Consider the following 20,578-nt stretch of genomic DNA (forward strand, 5'->3'; position numbering starts at 1 on the left):
GCGTCCGGGTCCCGGGGCCGACTCCGACAGCACACCGGGGACATGATCGGGTGGCCGTCCACAACCCGTCCGCTGTCCACAGGTGAGCGTCGACGACCCGCCCGGACGACCGCCGCCGCCGTAGCGTCCCGGCCGTGCCAGACGACAGGGAGACGATGGTGCGGCGGCGGCTCGCCCGGTTGTTCCTACCGGCGGGACAGGTCGCCGCCGAGCCGCAGGCCGACCGAGCCGCCCGGGTTCGACCCGGTCCGGCGTTCCCGCTGCCGCAGCCTCGGCACGACCTGTCGGAGCCGGCGCCGGAGTTGCGGTCCGGGTTCCCCGCACCCGGGCCGGGGCTGCCGTCCGGTCTCGCCGAGCCGGAGCCGCGAGCAGGCGCTTCCGTGCCCTGGCCGGACCCGGACGATCCGTGGGCGACCGACCGGGTGTTCGCGGCGTACCCGGGCGAGGTGGCCGAGGTGGATCCGCCCGACGACGTCGAGGTGGCGCGCGGGCCGGCCTCCCGGCTGCCCGGCCCGGGCGCGTTCGATCCGGGCCGGCGGGGTGTCCGCGCGCTCGCGGCGGTAGCGCTCGTCGTGGTGCTGGTGGCCGCCGTCTGGGCGTGGCGCTCCCGCCCGCGTGCCGAGCCGGTCGGCCCGGTGGCGTCGGGCATCGAGGCGGCGACCGGCGGGGTGCCGGTCGCACCCGCGCCGTCCGGCTCGTCCGGGCAGGTGGTGGTCGCGGTGGCCGGCAAGGTCCGCCGGCCGGGGTTGGTCCGGCTGCCGGCCGGCGCCCGGCTGGCGGATGCCGTCGAGGCGGCCGGCGGCGCGCTGCCCGGCGTGGACGTGGCGTTGCTCAATCCCGCGCGCAAGGTCACCGACGGCGAGTTGATCCTGGTCGGTGTCACCGCCGCACCGGGCCAGAACGGGCCGGGTGCGGCGGCCGGCGCCGGTCAGCCGGGTGGCCCGTCGGCGCCGGCCGGGCCGGTCAACCTCAACACCGCCACGCTGGCACAGCTCGACGCGTTGCCGGGTGTCGGGCCGGTGCTGGCCCAGCGGATCCTCGACCACCGTGACCGGCAGGGCGGCTTCCGGTCCGTCGCCGACCTGCGCCAGGTCGACGGCATCGGCGACGCCCGGTACGAGCAGCTCAAGGAACTGGTGACGGTGTGACAGGCACCCGTGATCCGGAGCCGGCCGACCGGGCGACCGCGCCGGATCTGCGGCTGGCCGGGCTGGCGGTGGCCACCTGGCTCGCCGCGCTGGCCGGGTTGCACCTCACCGTCACGGCGACCGTGTGGCTGGGCGCCGTGGCCGGTGTGCTCGCCCTCGCCGCCGGCCTGCACCTGCGGGGCGCGGTGGGCCGCCCGTCCGCGCCGGTGCGCCGGTACGGCTGGATCGCGGTCGCGGTCCTGCTCGGTGTGCTCTGCGGGGCTGCCGCCACCGGCGCCCGGCTCGCGGTCCGCGACGCCGCGCCGGTACGCGCGCTCGTCACCGAACGCGCCCTGGTCACCGCCGACCTCGTGGTCCGCGACGATCCACGTCCGGTCCGCGGCGCGCCCGGCCGTCCGAGCATGCTGTTGGTCCGGGTCGACCTGATCCGCCTGACCGGTCCGGACGGTCCTCGGGTGACCGGGCCGGTACGCGGCCTGGTGCTGGCGACCGATCCGGCGTGGCGCCCGCTGCTGCCCGGGCAGCGGGTCACCACCCGGGGCCGGCTGTCCGCGCCGCGCGGCGGCGACCTGACCGCCGCGGTGCTCTCGACCACCGGCTCGCCCACGCTGCGCGGCAGCGCGTCGTGGCCGCAACGGGCGGCCGGCGTCCTGCGGTCCGGGCTGCAGCGGGCCTGCGGGCCGCTTCCGGACGCGCCGGGCGGGTTGCTGCCCGGCCTGGTGGTGGGCGACACCAGTCGGCTGCTGCCGGAGGTGGAGGAGGACTTCCGCGCCACCGGCATGACACACCTCAACGCGGTTTCCGGGTCGAACGTCGCTATTGTCGTCGGGGCCGTGCTGCTGCTGGCCCGCTGGGCGCGGGCCGGTCCGCGTACCGCCGCCGCGCTGTGCGTGCTCGCCCTCGTGGGGTTCGTCATCCTGGTGCGTCCCTCGCCGAGCGTGGTGCGGGCCGCCGCGATGGGCGCGATCGGCCTCGCCGCGCTGGCCACCGGCCGATCCCGGGCGGCGCTGCCCGCACTTGCCGCCGCCGTCGCCGCGCTGGTGCTGCTGGACCCGGACCTGGCCGGCGACCCGGGCTTCGCGTTGTCGGTGTGCGCCACCGGTGGGCTGTTGCTGCTCGCCCCCGGGTGGCGGGACGCGTTGCGTCGACGGGGCGTGCCGACCGGGCTGGCCGAGGCGCTCGCGGTGCCGGCCGCCGCGCAGCTCGCCTGCGGCCCGGTGGTCGCCGGGCTCTCCGCGACCGTGAGCCTGGTGGCGGTGCCGGCGAACCTGCTGGCCGTGCCCGCCGTCGCCCCGGCCACCGTCCTGGGCGTGCTCGCGGCGGTGCTTTCGCCGGTCTGGCCTGCGGGGGCGGAGTTCCTGGCCTGGCTGGCGAGTTGGCCGGCGCGCTGGCTGGTGGCGGTGGCGGCGCACGGTGCCGGGCTGCCGGCCGGGAACGTGCCCTGGGCCGGCGGCGTCACCGGCGCCCTGCTGCTGGCCGTGCTGAGCGTGGCGCTGCTGTTCGCCGTTCGCCGGCGTCGGGGTCGGCGGCTGGTCGCTGCCGTGTTGACGGCGGCGCTGCTGGGCGCGCTGCCGATCCGGCTGTTGGCCTCGGGCTGGCCGCCGCCCGGCTGGGTGGTCGTGGCGTGCGCGGTGGGGCAGGGGGACGCGGTGGTGCTGCCGGTGGCCGCCGGTCGCGCGGTGGTGGTCGACGCCGGCCCGGAGCCGTCCGGTGTGGACGGCTGCCTGCGGCGCCTCGGCGTACGCGAGGTGCCGCTGCTGGTGGTCAGCCACTTCCACGTGGATCACGTGGGCGGGGTGGCCGGGGTGTTCCGGGGCCGGCAGGTGGGCGCGGTGGTGGGTCCGTCCTGGTCCGAGCCGGCCTACGGCGTGTCGCAGGTACGCGAGGCGGCCCGTCGGGGTGGTACCGCGCTCACCCCGGCGCAGGCCGGCTGGCGGTGGCGGGCCGGTGCGGTGGAACTGGCCGTGGTGGGGCCGCCGTACCCGCTGCGTGGCAGCCGGTCCGATCCGAACAACAACTCGCTTGTGGTGGCCGCCTCCGTGGCCGGGGTGCGGATCCTGCTGTCCGGTGACGCCGAGGCCGAGGAGCAGCGGGCGATGCGGGAGACGATGCCGGCCGGCGCGATCCGGGCCGACGTGCTGAAGGTGGCCCACCATGGTTCGGCGTACCAGGACGGCGAGTTCCTCGCCGCGGTGCGCCCGGCGGTCGCGCTGGTCTGTGTGGGTGCCGACAACGACTACGGGCATCCCCACCCGGGGTTGCTGGGCCGGCTGACCCGGGGCGGGGCCCGGGTGTTCCGCACCGACACCGACGGGGACGTGGCCGCGGTCCGCGTCGACGCGGGCCTGGCGGTGGTGGCGCGCGGTGCGGACGCCGGGCCGCGCCGCTGAGCGGAGCCCGGGCGGGGTGGAGCTTGTCGAGGTAGGCGGCAGATGAGGGTAAATGTCAGGATTTGCGTTGAGTGCGGGCTGTGCCGTCACAGTCCCCGATGAGCAGGCACGATTGCCCCCGGAGGCGTGCGAGTATGGGCGGCGTGACCCCCGCCGGCCTGCCCCCCATTGTGCTCGTCCTCGGCGACGAGGAGCTGCTCGCCACGCGAGCGGTCACCGAAGCCGTCGCCCGGACCCGCGAGGTGGACCCCGACGTCGACGTCCGGGAGTACCAGGCCGGCTCGCTCACCGTCGGCGAGATCGCCGAGATGCTCAGCCCGTCGCTGTTCGGCGGCCGCCGGGTGCTGGTGCTGCGCTCCGGCCAGGACGCCCGCAAGGACCTGTCCGCCGCGCTGCTGGCGTACGCGAAGAACCCCGACCCGGACGTGCAGCTCGTGGTGCTGCACCTGGGCGGCGCGAAGGGCAAGGCGTTCGCCGACGGGCTGCGGGCGGCGGGCGCCACCGTGGTGCCGGCCGCGAAGCTCAAGGGGGACCGGGAACGGGCCGCGTTCGTCCGGGACGAGATCCGCCGCAACGGTGGCAAGTGCACCCCGGACGCGGCCGACGCCCTGGTCGCGGCGGTCGGCAACGACATGCGTGAGCTGGCCGCGGCGTGTTCGCAGCTCCTCGCCGACACCGACGGGCGGATCGGCGCGGACACGGTGGCCCGCTATTACCGGGGGCGGGCCGAGGTGACCGGCTTCACGGTCGCCGACGCGACGATGGTCGGCGACGTGCCGGGCGCGCTGGAGGCGCTGCGCTGGGCGCTGCACGTCGGGGTCGACCCGGTGCCGATCGCCGACGCGCTGGCCGACGGCGTACGCACCGTGGCCCGGGTGGCAGCCGCCGGGCGGGGCTCGGCCTTCCAACTGGCCAAGACGCTCGGCATGCCGGCCTGGAAGATCGAGAAGGCGCAGGTGCGGGCCCGGGGCTGGACCCCGGAGGGCCTGGTCGAGGCGATGCGGGTGGCCGCCGAGTGCAACGCGGCCGTCAAGGGCGGTGCCGACGACCGGGCGTACGCGTTGGAGCGGGCTGTCTTCTCGGTGGCCGCGGCACGGCAGGGCAGCGCCCGGTGACCCGGCCGTGGCCGACCGTGCCGACGGACGAACAGCGGTACCGGCCGCTCTACGCCCGGGTGCTCGGCCTGCGCTTCGTCAACCCGGGCGGGGTGCTCTGCTTCCTCTTCTTCGAGGGAGCGGTGGCGCTGGCCGTGCTGCTCGCGCTCGCCGAACTGGTGAGCTGGTGGGCGGTGCTGGTGCTGCCGACCGTGGTGGCTGCCATGGTCAAGCTCAACGACGTGGTGGCCGAGATGGTCATCCGCACCGCCGCGCAGGTGCCCGAGCAGGAGCGCGACCGCTTCCGACGGCAGATGGAGCCGGTCGTCGGGCGGGCGCGGGTGCCCACCGCCCCGCCCTCCGGGCGGCCCTCGCACTGACGGTCCGGCCGCAGGTCGGGACCGTGCCGGGTCAGGGGACGGGCGGAAGCCCCGAGGCGACCGCCCCGGGGCTTCCGATCACATCTGTGGCGCTGGTCAGGCGGAGAACGACGCGACGCGCTTGGCGATCGCAGACTTCCGGTTGGCCGCCTGGTTGGAGTGGATGACACCCTTGCTGGCAGCCTTGTCCAGCTTGCGGGTGGCCTCGCGCATGAGCACGGTGGCCTTCTCGGTGTCGCCCGCCTCGGCAGCCTCGTGGAACTTCCGGATGGCGGTCTTCAGCGACGACTTGACCGACTTGTTACGCAGCCGGCGCTTCTCGTTCTGCCGGTTGCGCTTGATCTGGGACTTGATGTTCGCCACGCGACAGCCTCGTCTTGATAGCTCGGGTTGGTCAGCTTCCGCGCACGACGAGTCATGCGTCATCGCCGCGCGAAAAGCCAGGCTACCAGGTCGGCCCCCGACGAGCCAAAACGCCTCTCGGTCGGGCCTCGACCGGCAGGCGCCGGCCGGTCCGGGCCCGGCGGTGCGGCCTGGTCTTCACCGAGGTGGGGGTGTCCGGCCGTCCGCTGCCGCCACCGTCCCGGACGGTGTCGGTCCGGGGTCGTCGGGGGCCGGTGCGGGCCAGCCCCGGCGGGCGGCCAGCCAGCCGAGCGCCTGCCCGCCGCTCCAGCGTTGGTGCGACCGCAGGTGCGGCGAGGCGTTCGACGGCCCGGCGGCGGCGCCGGTGAGGAAGTAGCCGGCGAGCGCGGCGAGCGTCACGTCCAGCGCGTCGGCGGGCGCGCCGGCGGCGGCCGGGTGGCCGCCGAAGGCGGCGTCCGCGTCCAGACCACTGGCGTACGCGGTGAGCAGCAGTCCGGCCAGGTCGAACCAGGCCGGCCCGTGGCAGAGCCAGGGCCAGTCGCACAGCCAGGCCCGGCCGTCCGCGTCCAGCAGGAGGTTGTCCACCCGCAGGTCGCCGTGGGCCAGCCCGGAGGCGGCGTCGGCGTACCCGGGCAGGCGCGACTCCAGCGCGACCAGCTCCGCGAGCGGGGCGTCGGCCGCCGCGGCGGGCAGCGGTTCCCGGCCGGCGGCCACCTCGCCCCACCAGAGGATGTCGTCGCGGGCCAGGTCGGCGAGGCGGGGCAGGCCGAGCGCGACCAGCTCGGCGGGCGGGTCGGCGAGCGCGGCGGCCACGTCGGCGTACGTGGCGAGGGCGGCTGCCAGCTCGGTCGGGTTCCAGGGCAGTCGGGGCGTGTGCCCGTCGATGGCGTCCAGCGCGAGCGCGTACCAGCCGGAGTCGGTGAGCGCCCAGCGTGGGCGGGGCACCGGCAGGTGGGCCGGGAGCCGGGCCAGGACGACGGCTTCGCGGGCGTACCAGTCGACGAGGTGGCGCTGCCGGTGAAGCGCGGCGGCCTTGACGAACACCCGGTCACCGGCCGGGCCGGTCAGGACGGCGGCGAAGCCGTCGGTGAACCCGCCGCCGGCGACGCGGACCGTCGGTGGGCCGCCGACCCGGGCGGCCAACGCGTTCCGCAGCCCCGGGGGCAGGTCCGCCCAGCCGGGCCGGACGGCCGTCGCCCCGTACGTGACGGGCGGGAGCGAGATCGCGGGCACCGCACCATGCTGCCGGACGGCGGCGGGGCTGTCATACCTCACCGGCAGCATTGCGGTCGTGCGCTTCGTCCCCGATCCGTCCCGGGGGCCCGAGAGCTGGGAGACTTCCCGACCATGAGGACCGAGGAGTTCTGGGAGTTGATCGAGCAGGCCCGCAGCGGGGCCGGGGGAGAGGCCGACGCGGTGGCCGCCCGGGCGGTGGCGCTGCTCGCCGAGCGCGATCCGCAGGAGATCGTCGGGTACGCCCACCACCAGCGGCGGGTGCTCGCCGCCTCCTACCGGGTCGACCTGTGGGGTGCGGCATATCTGATCAACGGGGGCGTCTCGGACGACGGCTTCGAATACTTCCGGGGCTGGTTGATGGCCCAGGGTCGGGCGGTCTTCGCGCGGGCGGTGGCGGGGCCGGACTCGCTGGCCGAGCTGCCCCGGGTGCGGGCGGCGGCGCTCAGCGGCGAGGAGTTCGAGTGCGAGTCGATGCTCGCGGTGCCGTGGGACGCCTACCGGAAGGCGACCGCGGCCGACCTGCCGGCCGAGCGTGACCCGGTGCCGGTGCCCGACCTGAACGATTTCTGGGACTTCGACGACGAGGAGGAGGCCCGCCGCCGGCTGCCGGGGCTTGCCGCGCTGTTCGTCGAGCCGCCCCTGGAGTGACGGGGGAGTCCCGGGGGAGCCCGGGCGTGTCCCGGGCGACGTGGGAGCATAGGGGTGGCCGGCGACACGCCGGCCCGCTCACGTCAGCCGACCAGAACGGACCGCTGTGCCACCGACGCTCGATCCCGGCGCGAACGCTCCTGGTGCCACCGACCCGGCGCGCATCCGGAACTTCTGCATCATCGCCCACATCGACCACGGGAAGTCGACCCTGGCCGACCGGATGTTGCAGCTCACCGGCGTGGTCGATCCCCGGCAGATGCGCGCGCAGTACCTGGACCGGATGGACATCGAGCGCGAGCGCGGCATCACCATCAAGAGCCAGGCCGTCCGGATGCCGTGGACGATCCGGGAGGGTGAGCGGACCGGCGAGACGGCCGTGCTCAACATGATCGACACCCCGGGTCACGTCGACTTCACCTACGAGGTGTCCCGCTCGCTGGCCGCCTGTGAGGGCGCGCTCCTGCTCGTCGACGCGGCCCAGGGCATCGAGGCGCAGACGCTGGCGAACCTCTACCTGGCGCTCGAGAACGACCTGCGCATCATCCCGGTGCTCAACAAGATCGACCTGCCGGCGGCCCAGCCGGAGAAGTACGCCGAGGAGTTGGCCCACCTGATCGGCGGTGACCCGGCGGACTGCATCAGGGTCTCCGGCAAGACCGGGGAGGGCGTGTCCTACCTGCTCGACGAGATCGTCCGGCAGTTCGTGCCGCCGACGGGTGCGGCCGACTCCCCGGCCCGCGCGATGATCTTCGACTCGGTGTACGACGTCTACCGGGGCGTGGTCACGTACGTCCGGGTGATCGACGGCAAGATCAGCGCTCGGGACCGGATCAAGATGATGTCCACCGGCGCGGTCCACGAGCTGCTGGAGATCGGCGTCATCTCCCCGGAGATGGTGAAGGCCGACGCGCTCGGTGTCGGCGAGGTGGGCTACCTGATCACCGGTGTGAAGGACGTCCGGCAGTCCCGGGTGGGTGACACGGTCACCATCAACGGCAACCCGGCCAAGGAGGCCCTGGGCGGCTACAAGGACCCGAAGCCGATGGTCTACTCAGGGCTCTACCCGATCGACGGTTCGGACTACCCGAACCTGCGTGAGGCGCTGGACAAGCTCAAGCTCAACGACGCCGCGCTTGTCTACGAGCCGGAGACCTCGGGCGCGCTCGGCTTCGGCTTCCGTTGCGGCTTCCTCGGCCTGCTGCACCTGGAGATCATCCGGGAGCGGCTGGAGCGGGAGTTCAACCTCGACCTCATCTCCACCGCGCCGAACGTGGTCTACCGGGCCCTCCAGGAGGACGGCGAGGAGATCGTGGTCACCAACCCGAGCGAGTACCCGACCGGCAAGATCGCCGAGGTGTACGAGCCCACGGTGCGGGCCACCGTGCTCACCCCGAACGACTACGTCGGTGCGGTGATGGAGCTGTGCCAGGGCCGCCGGGGCAGCCTGCTCGGCATGGACTACCTCTCCGCCGACCGGGTGGAGTTGCGGTACTCGCTGCCGCTGGCCGAGATCATCTTCGACTTCTTCGACCAGCTCAAGAGCCGGACCAAGGGTTACGCCTCGCTCGACTACGAGACCTCCGGCGAGCAGGCGTCCGACCTGGTCAAGGTGGACATCCTGCTGCACGGTGAGCCCGTCGACGCGTTCAGCGCCATCGTGCACAAGGACAAGGCGTACGCGTACGGCACGTCGATCGCGGCGAAGCTGCGCGCGTTGATCCCGCGCCAGCAGTTCGAGGTGCCGATCCAGGCGGCCATCGGCAGTCGGGTGATCGCGCGGGAGACTATCCGCGCCATCCGCAAGGACGTGCTCGCCAAGTGCTACGGCGGTGACATCAGCCGTAAGCGCAAGCTGCTGGAGAAGCAGAAGGAGGGCAAGAAGCGGATGAAGATGGTGGGCCGGGTGGAGGTCCCGCAGGAGGCGTTCATCGCGGCGCTGTCGTCGGACTCCGGCGACGGCAAGCCCGCCGGCAAGAAGTAGCCCTCCGCGTACGCGACCGGCCGGCATCCCCTTGGTGGGGGCGCCGGCCGGTCGCGTACCCGCAGAGATTTTCCCGCCCGGTGGCAGCGCTCCCACCTGCGGTTCCGTCCCGTCGCGGCGGGTGCGGACCGGCTCCCGGGGGGACGGGCGGTTTCAATTTTCGATGCCTCGGGCACTTGGTCGGCACGACAGCAACCGCACGGAAAACGTGCGAAATCACTTAGGAGGACCGACCGTGGAGTTCACCGTCTGGGGCATCATCACCGCGCTGGTCGTGGGTCTGATCATCGGCGCGCTGGGCCGGCTGCTCGTGCCGGGCCGGCAGAACATGCCGATCTGGCTGCACATGCTGATCGGCGTCGGTGCCGCGCTGCTGGGCACGGTCGTCGCCCGGGCCTCCGGTTTCGCCGACACCAAGGGCATCGACTGGCGTGAGCTGATGCTGCAGGTGCTCTTCGCCGCCATCGCCGTGGCCGTGGTGGCCGGCGTCGGTCGTCGGCGCGGCGTCTCGCACTCCTGATCCCGCATCATGCGCGCCGACGGGCGCCCGGCCGAGTAGGCCGGGCGCCCGTCGGCGTTTCGACATTGAACCCCGTCGGTGCGCGCGGGAGGCTGCCCGCGCCGGGGATCGGGGAGAAGCGGCAGGTCACGGCAGGTTTGAACAAATCGTCACCGGAGTCGGTTTGGATTTCCGGGCGGTCGGGAACTTAGCGATCACGACAGTAACCACACAAAAACGTGTGACCGAGCTAAATGAGGAGGGCGACCATGGAGTTCACCGTCTGGGGCATCATCACGGCGCTGGTCGTTGGTCTGATCATCGGCGCGCTGGGCCGGCTGCTCGTGCCGGGCCGGCAGAACATGCCGATCTGGCTGCACATGCTGATCGGCGTCGGTGCCGCGCTGCTGGGCACGGTCGTCGCCCGGGCCTCCGGTTTCGCCGACACCAAGGGCATCGACTGGCGTGAGCTGATGCTGCAGGTGCTCTTCGCCGCCATCGCCGTGGCCGTGGTCGCGGGTGTCGGTCGTCGGCGCAGCGTTTCGCGCTACTGACCGCCGCACCAACGCCTGGAAGGGCGCCCGGCCGACAGGCCGGGCGCCCTTCGGCGTACGCACGTCCCGAACGGCCCGGCCGGCATCGATGTCGGCCGGGCTGTCGGCTGCGATACGGTCCCTGTGCCCGCCGTCACACGCACCCCCTGTTGTAAAGGAAATTTTCCTACTAAGGTGCGGCGGAGAAGGTTAGTGCCAAACGGTCCTGAGGGAGATATGGCGTGAACAGGTGGAAGCGGCTGGCTCCGGTCACCGCCATCGTGGCGTCGGCCGCGTTGGCGCTGACCGCGTGCGGTGGCTCCGGCGACGACGACAAGGCCGCCGACAACAGCAAGCTCACGGTCTGGATGATGGGCGAGGGCGGCGACGCCCAGACCAAGTTCCTCGACACCGTCGAGGCGGAGTTCAAGAAGAAGCACCCCGAGACCGACGTCGTGGTGCAGTACATTCCCTGGCTCGAGGCGCCGAAGAAGTTCCAGGCCGCCCTCGCCGGCGGGGAGGGCCCCGACGTCACCGAGCTGGGTAACACCGAGACCCAGGGGTGGGCCGCGCAGGAAGCCCTCGCCGACGTCACGGACAAGTTCAACGGCTGGTCCGAGGGCAAGGACATCCTGCCCGACCTGGTGAAGAACGCCCAGCTCGACGGCAAGCAGTACGGCGTGCCGTGGTACGCCGGGGTGCGCGCCGTCTACTACCGGACCGACTGGTTCGCCGAGGCCGGCGTGAAGCCGCCGACGAACTGGGAGGAGATGGTGTCCGCCGCGAAGGCCGTGCAGGCCAAGAAGCCCGGCACCTACGGCATCGCCCTGCCCGGCAACTCCGAGCTGCCGTTCTACTCCTTCCTCTGGGGCGCGGGCGGCGAGATCGCCACCAAGGAGGGCGACAGCTGGAAGTCCGGCTACAACACGCCCGAGGCACAGAAGGCGGTCAAGTTCTGGACCGACCTGGTGACCGTGCACAAGGTCGCCCCGCCGGCCGCCGCCGGGTGGAACGAGGTCGACGCCCGCACCCAGTTCGCCACCGGCAAGGCCGCCATGGCATTCGGCGGAAGCTGGCAGGGCGGCGCGATGAAGAAGGACAACCCCGACATCGAGAAGGTGTGGGGCACGTTCCCGATCCCCGGCCCGGACGGCAAGCCCGCTCCGGCGTTCGCCGGCGGCTCCGACGTCGCCATCTGGAAGGACAGCGAGCGGCAGTCGCTGGCCTGGGACTACATGACCGTGCTGCTGAGCAAGCAGAAGGACCAGGAGTTCGCCAGCAGCCTCGGCTTCTTCCCGGTCTACAAGGACCTGGTCAGCGGCGGCAACTACGCCAACGACAAGGTGATGGCGGCGTTCGCCACCACCATCCAGAACACCAAGCTCACCCCGCTCACCCCCAAGTGGGTCGAGGTCAGCCGGACCAAGACGGTGACCCAGGCGATGAACAGCTCGGTCATCAAGGGTCAGAAGACGGTCGAGAAGGCAACCGCCGACGCGGCCACCGAGATGGAAAGCATCCTCAACGCCAAGTGAGCACGCTGACCGACGAGGCCATCGGCGAGGCCGCCGCGCGGGAGACCCCCGTGCGGCGGCGTCGCCGCCGGGTCGACCGCCTCCCGTACCTGCTGCTCCTGCCCTGCCTGGCGATCATCGCCGTGCTGCTGCTCTGGCCGCTCGGCCAGGTCGTGTGGATGTCCTTCCACAAGCTGGACAGCGTCCGGCAGCTGCGCGGCGACCGCGAGTGGCCCTGGATCGGCCTGGACAACTACACGCAGATCCTCGGCGACCCGTTCTTCCACACCGTGCTGCGCAACACCGTGCTGTTCGCGCTCGCCAACGTGGCGCTCACCATGATCCTCGGCACGCTCGTCGGGCTGCTGCTCAACCGCCTGGGCAAGAAGATGGCCACGTTCGTGGCGAGCTGCGTGATGCTCGCCTGGGCCACCCCGGCGCTGACCGGCACCATCGTCTGGAAGTGGATCTTCGACGACACGAGCGGCCTGGTCACCTGGCTGTTCAACAAGCTTCCCGACGGGCTCTCCACGGCCCTGTTCGGGCGCAGTGACTGGACCGGGTACGGCTGGTTCAACGACCCGCTGCTGTTCTTCGCCATCCTCACGCTCGTGGTGGTCTGGCACTCGTTCCCGTTCATCGCGGTGAGCGTGCTGGCCGGGCTCAAGAGCGTGCCGACCGAGTTGCAGGAGGCGGCCCGGGTCGACGGCGCCGGGCCGTGGAAGGTGTTCTGGTCGGTCACGTTCCCGATCCTGCGGCCGGTCTTCGGCATCCTCGTGGTGCTCTCCACGATCTGGGACTTCAAGGTCTTCACCCAGCAGTTCGTGCTGGCCGGCGGCACCCAGGACCGGCCGACGTTCATGCTGTCGATCTACTCGTACGCGGAGGCGTTCTCGCCGCCGCCCAAGTACGGCCTCGGCTCCGCCATCGCCGTCATCCTCACCGTGATCCTGCTCGTGGTGACCGGCCTGTACGTCCGCATGGTGCTGCGGCAGGAGGACGAATGATGATGAAGAAGATCGCCCTCAACGGCGCCGGCCTGCTGGTCGCGCTCTTCGCCGCGTTCCCGGTCTACTGGATGGTGGCGACCTCGCTCAAGCCCAACCGGGAGATCTTCTCGTCCACGCCCCGGCCAGTGCCGGCGGAACCGACACTGGAGCACTACCGGGAGATCCTCACCGGCAACCTCATCCCCGGCGTGACGTTCGGCGACTTCTTCCTCAACAGCGTGCTCGTCGCGGTGGCCACCGTGCTGCTGAGCGGGCTGGTCGCGCTGCTCGCCGCGACCGCGGTGGCCCGGTTCCGGTTCAAGCTGCGCACCACGTTCCTGATCCTGCTGCTCGTGGTGCAGATGATCCCGCTGGAGGCGCTTGTCATCCCGCTGTTCCTGATGATCCAGCGGCTCGGCCTCTACAACACGCTGCCCAGCCTGATCCTCACGTACCTCGGCTTCTCGCTGCCGTTCGCGGTGTGGATGCTGCGCGGCTTCGTCGCCGCGGTGCCCAAGGAACTGGAGGAGGCCGCCGCGATCGACGGCGCCACCCGGGCGCAGACGTTCCGCAAGGTGCTCTTCCCCCTTGTCGCGCCCGGCCTGGTGGCCACCAGCATCTTCTCCTTCATCACCGCCTGGAACGAGCTGATCTTCGCGCTGACGTTCCTCAACGACCAGCAGAAGTACACGCTGCCGGTGGCGATGACGTTCTTCTTCGGCCGCGACGACACCGCGTGGGGATCGGTGATGGCCGCGTCCACGCTGTTCACCCTGCCGGTGATCGTCTTCTTCCTGCTGGTGCAGCGCCGGATGGTCTCCGGCCTGGTCGCCGGCGCGGTGAAGGGCTGACCCGGCTCAGGCGGCCGCGAACACCTCGGCCAGCACCTGCGTCGCCGGGTCACCCTTCACCCGGGTCCACGAGCCCTGCTCGGCGGTCCACTCCAGGTTGCCGAAGCGCACCCGCTTCACCCCGCGTTCGTCGGCGTGCGAGACCATCCAGTGCGCGTACCGCCAGCCGTTGCGGTCGCCGCCGGCCGGCACGGTCAGCGCGGTCAGGTCAGTCGCGGTCGCCAGCCGGGGCAGCCCCCAGTCCAGCGACAGCCCCTCCAGCACGGCGCTGGCCGCGGCCGGACCGCGCATCGTCGGCGTGGAACCGACCGTGCAGGCCACCGCGCCTGTCGCGTGGCCGAGCAACGCGCGGGTGAGGACCTCCGACTCGTCCGCCCACTTCTCGTACGCCTCGGGGTAGGCCGACCGCTGCACCCGCTGGGCGGCCTCGGTGACCCGCATCCGCTCCCAGCCCTTGACCTTCTTCAGCGCGGCATAGAACCTGTTCGTCGCGTACCGCGGGTCCTGGATCTGTTCCGGGGTGCCCCAGCCCTGGCTCGGGCGCTGCTGGAACAGGCCGAGGGAGTCCCGGTCGCCGTGCGCGATGTTGCGCAGGTGCGACTCCTGGTAGGCGGTGGCCAGCGCCACCACCACCGCCCGCTCGGGCATCCCCCGCTGCGCGCCGATGGCCGCGATGGTGGCCGCGTTGGCCATCTGGTCGGCGCCGAGCACCACCTCGCCGTCGGCCTGCACCGTGCAGGTCCGGCTGGCCAGTGGCAGCCGCAACTTGTTGCCGAACTGCTTGCTCACGAACCAGACGGCGAGCAGGGCCAGCACACACACCGCCACACCAGATGCCACGATCGCCGTTCGCGTGCGCACTCGCACCCCCCGTCCCCACAGTCCGGCAAGCGTACGTCGCCGCCCACGCCGTCCCTCGCCCCAGCGGTCGGGGTGGGGCCCGCCACCGTCGAGAACGTCAGGCGCGGCCCCACCCGACACCTCAGTCTCCGGCGGGCACCCAGGCGGCGGGACGCTTCTCCCGGAACGCCATGATCCCCTCCCGTCCCTCGTCGGACAGGAAGTACCCGGTGGAGAGCGCCGCCAACTCGGCGATCTCGGCCCGTAGGTCGGTGGGCGCGGGCCGCCGCAGCAGCTCCTTGACGCCGGCCAGCGCGGCCGGCGCGCCCCTGACCAGCGACGCGCAGTAGCGCTCGACGGCCGCGTCCAGCTCGTCGGCCGGCACCGCCGCGGTGACCAGGCCGACCTCGGCGGCCCGCCGGCCGTCGAACGTGTCGCCGGTCAGGTAGAGCTCGGCGGCGGCCCGGGAGGTCAACCGGGGCAGCACGGTCGCCGAGATCACCGCGGGGACCACCCCGATCCGCACCTCGGTGAACGCGAACGTCGCCTCCTGCGCGCAGACCGCCAGATCGGCGACCGCGATCAGGCCCAACCCACCGGCCCGGGCCGGCCCGGCGACCTTCGCCACCACCGGCTTCGGGCAGTCCCGCAGGGCGACCAGCACGTCGCCGAGCATCCCGGCCGGGACCGTGCCGCTGGCGTACGCGGCGGCGGTCTCCTTCAGGTCGGCGCCGGAGCAGAAGACCGGGCCGGCGTGGTCGAGCACGATCGCGCGGACCGCGTCGTCGGCGACCGCGGCGGCCAGCCCGGCCAGCAGCTCGGTCATCAGGGGGGTGGAGAGCGCGTTGCGGTTGTGCGGGCTGTCCAGGGTGAGCGTGGTCACCCCACGAGCCGTGGCGACCCGCACGAGAGCGTCCGGAGAGGTCATGCCGGGCACACTAGTGGCCATGCCCGGCGTCCTTCCAGAAGGCGAACCCGTTCCCCGCGACGGATCGCTGCCCACCGCCGCCCGCCGTGCCGTCGGCGCGCGCGGTTTCGGCGTGTACGTGCACGTCCCGTTCTGCGCCAGCCGGTGCGGTTACTGCGACTTCAACACGTACACCGCCGCCGAGCTGGGCGGTGGGGCGAGCCGGGAGACGTACGCCGACTCCGTGCTGGCCGAGCTGGCGCTCGCCGCCCGGGTGCTCGGGGACGCCCCGCCGCCACGGGTGGACACCGTCTTCGTCGGCGGCGGCACACCCACGCTGCTGCCCGCGGACGACCTGGCCCGGATCCTCGACGGCATCGACCGCACCTGGGGGCTGGCCGCCGACGTCGAGGTGACCACCGAGGCCAACCCCGAGTCGGTGACGCCCGAGTCGCTGCGGATCCTGCGCGCGGCCGGTTACACCCGGATCTCGCTGGGCATGCAGTCGGCCGCCCCGGGGGTGCTCGCCGTGCTCGACCGGCGGCACAGCGCCGGCCGGGCCGTCGCCGCCGCCCGGGAGGCGCGTGAGGCCGGCTTCGCGCACGTGAACCTGGACCTGATCTACGGCACCCCGGGCGAGACGGCCGAGGACTTCGCCGCCTCGCTGGCGCAGGTGGTCGAGGCCGGGGTGGACCATGTCAGCGCGTACGCCCTGATCGTGGAGGACGGCACCCGGCTGGCCGCGCGGATGCGTCGGGGCGAGCTGCCGTACCCCTCCGACGACGTGGCGGCGGACCGTTACCTGGCCGCGGAGGCGGCGCTGCGCGCGGCCGGCTTCTCCTGGTACGAGGTGTCTAACTGGGCCCGCTCGACGGCCGCCCGGTGCCGGCACAACCTGCTGTACTGGACCGGCGCCGACTGGTGGGGCCTGGGGCCGGGGGCGCACAGCCACGTCGGCGGCGTGCGCTGGTGGAACGTCAAGCACCCGAGCGCGTACGCGGCCCGGCTGGCCGACGGCGGGTCGCCCGCGCTGGCCAGGGAGCAGCTCACGCCCGGCGAACAGCACATGGAGGACGTGATGCTGCGCGTGCGGCTCGCTTCCGGGCTGCCTGTGGACGCGCTCGACGAGGCGGGCCGGGCGGGTGCGGGCCGGGCCCTCGCCGGTGGGCTGCTCGATGCGGACGCGTACGCGTCCGGTCGGGTGGCGCTCACGTTGCGTGGCCGGCTGCTGGCCGACGCGGTCGTGCGTGACCTGTTGCCGTGACCGGCGACGGTCGGCCGACGGATCGGCCGACCGGCCGCGTCACTTCACCAGGTTCAGGCTCATCGGGTAGCGGTAGAGCACACCCTCGTTGGCCTTCACCCCGCCGACGATGCCGAAGATCAGCGGCACGAGCCAGATCAGCATCGGGATGAAGAACAGGATCCCGCAGGTGACAAGCGTGGCCACCCAGCCGATCGCGCCGGCGATGACCCAGGTGATCTGGAAGTTCAGCGCGGCGACGGCGTGCGCGCGCACCGTCGGTGACTGTTGCCCGCGGGTCATCATCGCGATCAGCGGTGCGACCCAGCCGAGCAGGCCGCCACCGATGACGATGCCGGCGGCCCCGCCGAAGTGCGCGATCAGGGCCCAGGTCTTCTCGTCGTTGTTGGCGTAACCGGCCGGTCCCGCGCCGGGGTAGCCGGCGCCGTAACCCGGCGGAGGGTAACCGCCCGGCGGAGGGTAGCCACCCGGCGGAGGGTAGCCGCCCGGCGGGGGGTAGCCGCCCGGCGGGGGATAGCCGCCCGGCGGCGGGTAGTCGCCCGCGGGAGGCTGTCCGCCCGGGGGCGGATAGGCGCCGGGCGGGGGATAGCCGCCCGCGTCCGCTGCACCGGACAGTGGTGCGGTGGGTGTCTCGTCGACGGGTGACGAGCCGTACGGCGCCGCCGGTGAGGTCGGGTCGGGCGCAGGGCCCGGGTCCCCCGCTCCGGGCGGACGAGGAGGTTCAGTCATGGACGCCACGGTAGGTCCACCGGGCAACCCGCACCAGAGCGACACAGACTGAGGAAGAGCAGTTGTCCGGCCAGGTGGTGGCCGGTCGTGCGGCGTACCGCCCGAGGGCCCCTCAGGCGATCATCGCGCTGGAGGGGGTGCCGACGTAGACTGGCACTCGTTACAGTCGAGTGCCAGGCACCCGGCAGACGTCACGCGCGGGCCGTCCAGGTGCGTCAGGGAGGTGGGGGAGATGGGTCTCGACGACCGCAAGCTCGCCGTGCTGCGCGCGATCGTCGAGGACTACGTCGCCACCCAGGAGCCGGTGGGGAGCAAGGCCCTCGTCGAGCGGCACCAGCTCGGTGTCTCACCGGCGACCGTGCGCAACGACATGGCGGTGCTGGAGGAGGAGGGCTACATCCGGCAGCCGCACACCAGCGCCGGCCGGGTGCCCACCGACCGGGGCTACCGGCTCTTCGTCGACCGGCTGTCCCGGGTCAAACCGCTCAGCCCGGCCGAACGCCGGGCGATCGAGCGTTTCCTGGTCGGCGCGGTCGACCTCGACGACGTGGTGCACCGCACCGTCCGGCTGCTGGCCCAGCTCACCCGCCAGGTGGCCGTGGTGCAATATCCGAGCCTGGCCCGATCCAAGGTGCGCCACCTGGAACTGGTGCCGATCTCCACCACCCGGCTGATGGTCGTCATGATCGCCGACACCGGCCGGGTCGAGCAGCGGCTCGTCGAGCTGCCCGCCCCGATCTCCGCCGAGGACGTGACCGACCTGCGCCGACTGGCCAACGAGAAGCTGGTGGGCAGCCAGCTCGCCGAGACCCCGCCGCTGGTGCAGGCACTTGTCGAAGAGTCGTCGGCACGACTGCGCCCGGCCATGACCACGCTGTCCACCGTGCTGCTGGAGACCCTGGTGGAACGGCACGAGGAACGCCTCGCGCTGGCCGGGCAGGCCAACCTCACCCGGGGTGGCCTGCTCGACTTCCAGGGTTCGCTGCGACCCATCCTGGAGGCCCTTGAGGAGGAGGTCGTGCTGCTCAAGCTGATCGGGGAGACCGAACCAAGCACCACCCGGGTGCTCATCGGCGACGAGAACGAGTTCGACAACCTGCGGGCCGCCTCGGTGGTCAGCACCGGCTACGGCCCGGGCAGCACGATCGTCGGCGGGCTCGGCGTGCTCGGGCCCACCCGGATGGACTACCCCGGCAACATCGCCACGGTCCGGGCCGTGGCACGCTACGTGGGCGAACTGCTGGCCCAGAACTGACCAGTCAGGGCCGCCGGCCGGCTGCGGCCGACGACCGGAGCGACGCGAGACGAACATGAGGACACCGAACGCAGTGGCCAGGGACTACTACGGCATTCTCGGCGTGAGCCGGGACGCCTCCGACGACGAGATCAAGCGCGCCTACCGCAAGCTGGCGCGGCAGTTCCACCCGGACGTCAATCCGGACCCGGAGGCCCAGGAGAAGTTCAAGGACATCAACGCCGCGTACGAGGTCCTCTCGGACGACCGGAAACGGCAGATCGTCGACCTGGGCGGGGATCCGTTGGCCCCGGGCGGCGGGGGCGGCCCCGGCGGTCCGGGTGGCGCCGGCCCGTTCGTCGGCTTCCAGGACATCATGGACGCGTTCTTCGGCGGCGCGGCGGGCGGCAGCCGGGGTCCCCGGCCCCGCACCCGGGCCGGCGCCGACGCGATCCTGCGCCTGGAACTCGACCTCCACGAGACCGCGTTCGGCGTCGAAGCCCCGATCACCGTCGACACGGCCGTGCTCTGCACCACCTGCTCCGGCGCCGGCACCGCCGCCGGTACCCACCTGGCCACCTGCGAGGCGTGCGGCGGGCGGGGCGAGGTCCAGTCGGTGCAGCGCACCTTCCTCGGCCAGGTGGTCTCCGCCCGACCCTGCACGGTCTGCCAGGGCTACGGCACCACCATTCCGCACCCCTGCCCGACCTGCGCCGGTGACGGCCGGGTGCGCACCCGGCGCTCGCTCACCGTCAAGATCCCGGCCGGGGTCGAGGACGGCATGCGGATCCGCCTGGCCCAGCAGGGCGAGGTGGGCCCGGGCGGCGGCACCGCCGGCGACCTCTACGTCGAGATCCACGAGCGGCCGCACGACGTCTACTCCCGCAAGGGCGACGACCTGCACTGCCGGGTCACCGTGCCGATGACCGCCGCCGCGCTCGGCACCCGGCTGACCATCAAGACGCTGGACAGCGAGGAGACCGTCGACGTGAAGGCCGGCACCCAGCCCGGCAGCACGCTGCGGCTGCGCGCCCGGGGGGTACCGCACCTGCGCGGCACCGGGCGCGGGGACCTCTACGTCCACCTGGACGTGCGTACCCCGACCAAGCTCGACGCCGATCAGGAGCGGATGCTGCGCGACTTCGCCAAGACCCGTGGCGAGGAGGTCGCCGAGCTGACCAAGCAGGGCGGCTTCTTCTCCCGGATGCGGGACGCCTTCAACGGGCACGCCTGAGGTGTCGGCGCCGCTGTTCCTGGTCGACGCGCTGCCCACCGGCGACACGCTGACGCTTGACGGCCCGGAGGGCCACCACGCGGCCACCGTGCAGCGGCTGCGCGTCGGCGAGGAGCTGCTGCTCGCCGACGGTCGGGGCGGCACCGCCACCGCGACGGTCACCGCCGTCGGCCGCGGCACGCTCGACCTGCGGGTCACCGCCCGGGGGTACGCCGACGCGCCGGTGCCCCGCCTGGTCGTGGTGCAGGGCATCGCCAAGGGCGACCGGGGTGAACTGGCCGTGCAGGCGATGACCGAGGTCGGCGTGGACGAGATCGTGCCGTGGGCGGCGTCCCGCTCGGTGGTGCAGTGGCGCGGCGACCGGGGCGTACGGGCCCGCCAGAAGTGGGTGGCGACGGCCCGGGAGGCCGCCAAGCAGGCCCGCCGGCCGTGGCTGCCGGTGGTGGCCGGCGCCCCGGCCGAGTCCACGGTCGACGTGGCCCGGCGGATCTCCGGCGCGGCCGGCGCGTTCGTGCTGCACGAGGGCGCGCGGGAACGGCTGACCACTGTCGAGCTGCCGTCGGTCGGCGAGATCGTCCTGGTGGTCGGCCCGGAGGGCGGCATCGCCGACGCCGAGCTGGCCGCCTTCGCCGAGGCCGGCGCCCGGACGGTCCGCCTCGGCCCCTCGGTGCTGCGCACCTCCACCGCGGGCGTGGCCGCCCTGACCGTCCTGGCCACCCGCCTGACCCATTGGTAACCCGC

At 73.0% G+C, this 20,578-nt stretch carries 20 protein-coding genes; 15 read left to right on the forward strand and 5 right to left on the reverse strand.

All coding sequences use genetic code 11. The annotated features are described in order from the left end of the window. The first annotated feature begins 134 nt into the window (after positions 1–134). From ACLQ2X_RS15590 to ACLQ2X_RS15605, 4 genes are all read left to right on the forward strand, one after another. Positions 135–1,148, forward strand: coding sequence for a helix-hairpin-helix domain-containing protein (locus ACLQ2X_RS15590; RefSeq protein ID WP_425681737.1), 1,014 nt, complete (start codon positions 135–137; stop codon positions 1,146–1,148). Continuing rightward, complete coding sequence (locus ACLQ2X_RS15595) at positions 1,145–3,538, forward strand: ComEC/Rec2 family competence protein (protein ID WP_425681738.1); 2,394 nt, start codon at positions 1,145–1,147, stop codon at positions 3,536–3,538. Before ACLQ2X_RS15590 ends, ACLQ2X_RS15595 begins: the two co-directional genes overlap by 4 nt. A 134-nt stretch (positions 3,539–3,672) precedes the next feature. Beyond that, positions 3,673–4,653 (forward strand): DNA polymerase III subunit delta, encoded by a 981-nt coding sequence (gene holA / locus ACLQ2X_RS15600; RefSeq protein ID WP_425681739.1) that lies wholly within the window; start codon positions 3,673–3,675, stop codon positions 4,651–4,653. Continuing rightward, positions 4,650–5,012: a hypothetical protein gene (locus ACLQ2X_RS15605; RefSeq protein WP_425681740.1), complete on the forward strand. Its 363-nt coding sequence runs from the start codon at positions 4,650–4,652 to the stop codon at positions 5,010–5,012. The genes holA and ACLQ2X_RS15605 overlap by 4 nt, the downstream gene beginning before the upstream one ends. Positions 5,013–5,108: 96 nt before the next feature. Here ACLQ2X_RS15605 and rpsT read toward each other — a convergent pair whose 3' ends face one another. Both rpsT and ACLQ2X_RS15615 read right to left on the reverse strand, forming a co-directional pair. Beyond that, positions 5,109–5,375: a 30S ribosomal protein S20 gene (gene rpsT / locus ACLQ2X_RS15610; protein ID WP_013287988.1), complete on the reverse strand. Its 267-nt coding sequence runs from the start codon at positions 5,373–5,375 to the stop codon at positions 5,109–5,111. A gap of 177 nt (positions 5,376–5,552) precedes the next feature. Next, entirely contained in the window at positions 5,553–6,659 is a 1,107-nt protein-coding gene (locus ACLQ2X_RS15615; protein WP_425681741.1) for a phosphotransferase family protein, read from the reverse strand. 63 nt (positions 6,660–6,722) lie between these two features. Between ACLQ2X_RS15615 and ACLQ2X_RS15620 the strand changes: the two genes are divergently transcribed. The 7 genes from ACLQ2X_RS15620 to ACLQ2X_RS15650 all read left to right on the forward strand — a co-directional run bounded on the left by ACLQ2X_RS15620 (position 6,723) and on the right by ACLQ2X_RS15650 (position 13,629). Continuing rightward, a complete protein-coding gene (locus ACLQ2X_RS15620) occupies positions 6,723–7,259 on the forward strand; it encodes a DUF4240 domain-containing protein (protein ID WP_425681742.1) in 537 nt (178 codons plus the stop codon). 106 nt (positions 7,260–7,365) lie between these two features. Next, positions 7,366–9,243 (forward strand): translation elongation factor 4, encoded by a 1,878-nt coding sequence (lepA, locus tag ACLQ2X_RS15625; protein ID WP_425681743.1) that lies wholly within the window; start codon positions 7,366–7,368, stop codon positions 9,241–9,243. Positions 9,244–9,478: 235 nt separating this feature from the next. After that, on the forward strand, positions 9,479–9,763 hold the full coding sequence (locus tag ACLQ2X_RS15630) for a GlsB/YeaQ/YmgE family stress response membrane protein (RefSeq protein ID WP_425681744.1): 285 nt from the start codon (positions 9,479–9,481) through the stop codon (positions 9,761–9,763). Positions 9,764–10,011: 248 nt separating this feature from the next. After that, the gene (locus ACLQ2X_RS15635; protein ID WP_425681745.1) at positions 10,012–10,296 is read left to right on the forward strand and encodes a GlsB/YeaQ/YmgE family stress response membrane protein; all 285 of its coding nucleotides are present in this window, start codon (positions 10,012–10,014) and stop codon (positions 10,294–10,296) included. 221 nt (positions 10,297–10,517) lie between these two features. Then, the gene (locus ACLQ2X_RS15640) at positions 10,518–11,810 is read left to right on the forward strand and encodes a sugar ABC transporter substrate-binding protein (protein ID WP_425681746.1); all 1,293 of its coding nucleotides are present in this window, start codon (positions 10,518–10,520) and stop codon (positions 11,808–11,810) included. After that, positions 11,807–12,796, forward strand: a complete 990-nt coding sequence (locus ACLQ2X_RS15645; protein ID WP_425681747.1) for a carbohydrate ABC transporter permease — start codon at positions 11,807–11,809, stop codon at positions 12,794–12,796. The genes ACLQ2X_RS15640 and ACLQ2X_RS15645 overlap by 4 nt, the downstream gene beginning before the upstream one ends. Next, positions 12,796–13,629, forward strand: a complete 834-nt coding sequence (locus ACLQ2X_RS15650) for a carbohydrate ABC transporter permease (RefSeq protein WP_425681955.1) — start codon at positions 12,796–12,798, stop codon at positions 13,627–13,629. The genes ACLQ2X_RS15645 and ACLQ2X_RS15650 overlap by 1 nt, the downstream gene beginning before the upstream one ends. A 6-nt stretch (positions 13,630–13,635) precedes the next feature. Here the strand turns inward: ACLQ2X_RS15650 and ACLQ2X_RS15655 are convergent, their stop codons facing one another. Together ACLQ2X_RS15655 and ACLQ2X_RS15660 are read right to left on the reverse strand one after the other, a co-directional pair. Further along, positions 13,636–14,496 (reverse strand): hypothetical protein, encoded by an 861-nt coding sequence (locus ACLQ2X_RS15655; RefSeq protein WP_425681748.1) that lies wholly within the window; start codon positions 14,494–14,496, stop codon positions 13,636–13,638. Positions 14,497–14,611: 115 nt separating this feature from the next. Beyond that, entirely contained in the window at positions 14,612–15,397 is a 786-nt protein-coding gene (locus ACLQ2X_RS15660; RefSeq protein WP_425681749.1) for an enoyl-CoA hydratase-related protein, read from the reverse strand. A gap of 19 nt (positions 15,398–15,416) precedes the next feature. On the opposite strand from ACLQ2X_RS15660, the gene hemW reads away from it, so the two are divergent. Then, positions 15,417–16,640 carry a radical SAM family heme chaperone HemW gene (gene hemW / locus ACLQ2X_RS15665; RefSeq protein WP_425681750.1) on the forward strand — a complete coding sequence of 408 codons (1,224 nt, stop codon included), beginning with the start codon at positions 15,417–15,419 and terminating at the stop codon, positions 16,638–16,640. 39 nt (positions 16,641–16,679) lie between these two features. Here hemW and ACLQ2X_RS15670 read toward each other — a convergent pair whose 3' ends face one another. After that, the gene (locus ACLQ2X_RS15670; protein WP_425681751.1) at positions 16,680–17,369 is read right to left on the reverse strand and encodes a DUF4870 domain-containing protein; all 690 of its coding nucleotides are present in this window, start codon (positions 17,367–17,369) and stop codon (positions 16,680–16,682) included. A gap of 232 nt (positions 17,370–17,601) precedes the next feature. Between ACLQ2X_RS15670 and hrcA the strand changes: the two genes are divergently transcribed. The 3 genes from hrcA (at position 17,602) to ACLQ2X_RS15685 (ending at position 20,573) form a co-directional block, all read left to right on the forward strand. Then, positions 17,602–18,624: a heat-inducible transcriptional repressor HrcA gene (hrcA, locus tag ACLQ2X_RS15675; RefSeq protein WP_425681752.1), complete on the forward strand. Its 1,023-nt coding sequence runs from the start codon at positions 17,602–17,604 to the stop codon at positions 18,622–18,624. A 73-nt stretch (positions 18,625–18,697) separates the two neighbouring features. Continuing rightward, positions 18,698–19,837 (forward strand): molecular chaperone DnaJ, encoded by a 1,140-nt coding sequence (gene dnaJ / locus ACLQ2X_RS15680; RefSeq protein WP_425681956.1) that lies wholly within the window; start codon positions 18,698–18,700, stop codon positions 19,835–19,837. Between the two features lies 1 nt (position 19,838). Continuing rightward, the gene (locus tag ACLQ2X_RS15685; RefSeq protein WP_425681753.1) at positions 19,839–20,573 is read left to right on the forward strand and encodes a 16S rRNA (uracil(1498)-N(3))-methyltransferase; all 735 of its coding nucleotides are present in this window, start codon (positions 19,839–19,841) and stop codon (positions 20,571–20,573) included. Positions 20,574–20,578: the final 5 nt, after the last annotated feature.

Origin of the sequence: Micromonospora sp. DT31 (assembly GCF_049841795.1) — a bacterium.
In the GTDB taxonomy this organism is placed as follows: Bacteria; Actinomycetota; Actinomycetes; order Mycobacteriales; family Micromonosporaceae; genus Micromonospora.

Bases quoted from the DNA above. Each gene is read 5' to 3' on its own strand.
- ACLQ2X_RS15635 (WP_425681745.1), top strand. From the start codon at position 10,012: ATGGAGTTCACCGTCTGGGGCATCATCACGGCGCTGGTCGTTGGTCTG.
- ACLQ2X_RS15660 (WP_425681749.1), bottom strand. From the start codon at position 15,397: ATGACCTCTCCGGACGCTCTCGTGCGGGTCGCCACGGCTCGTGGGGTG.
- ACLQ2X_RS15650 (WP_425681955.1), top strand. From the start codon at position 12,796: ATGATGAAGAAGATCGCCCTCAACGGCGCCGGCCTGCTGGTCGCGCTC.
- ACLQ2X_RS15615 (WP_425681741.1), bottom strand. From the start codon at position 6,659: ATGCTGCCGGTGAGGTATGACAGCCCCGCCGCCGTCCGGCAGCATGGT.
- hemW (WP_425681750.1), top strand. From the start codon at position 15,417: ATGCCCGGCGTCCTTCCAGAAGGCGAACCCGTTCCCCGCGACGGATCG.
- ACLQ2X_RS15620 (WP_425681742.1), top strand. From the start codon at position 6,723: ATGAGGACCGAGGAGTTCTGGGAGTTGATCGAGCAGGCCCGCAGCGGG.
- ACLQ2X_RS15670 (WP_425681751.1), bottom strand. From the start codon at position 17,369: ATGACTGAACCTCCTCGTCCGCCCGGAGCGGGGGACCCGGGCCCTGCG.
- hrcA (WP_425681752.1), top strand. From the start codon at position 17,602: ATGGGTCTCGACGACCGCAAGCTCGCCGTGCTGCGCGCGATCGTCGAG.
- holA (WP_425681739.1), top strand. From the start codon at position 3,673: ATGGGCGGCGTGACCCCCGCCGGCCTGCCCCCCATTGTGCTCGTCCTC.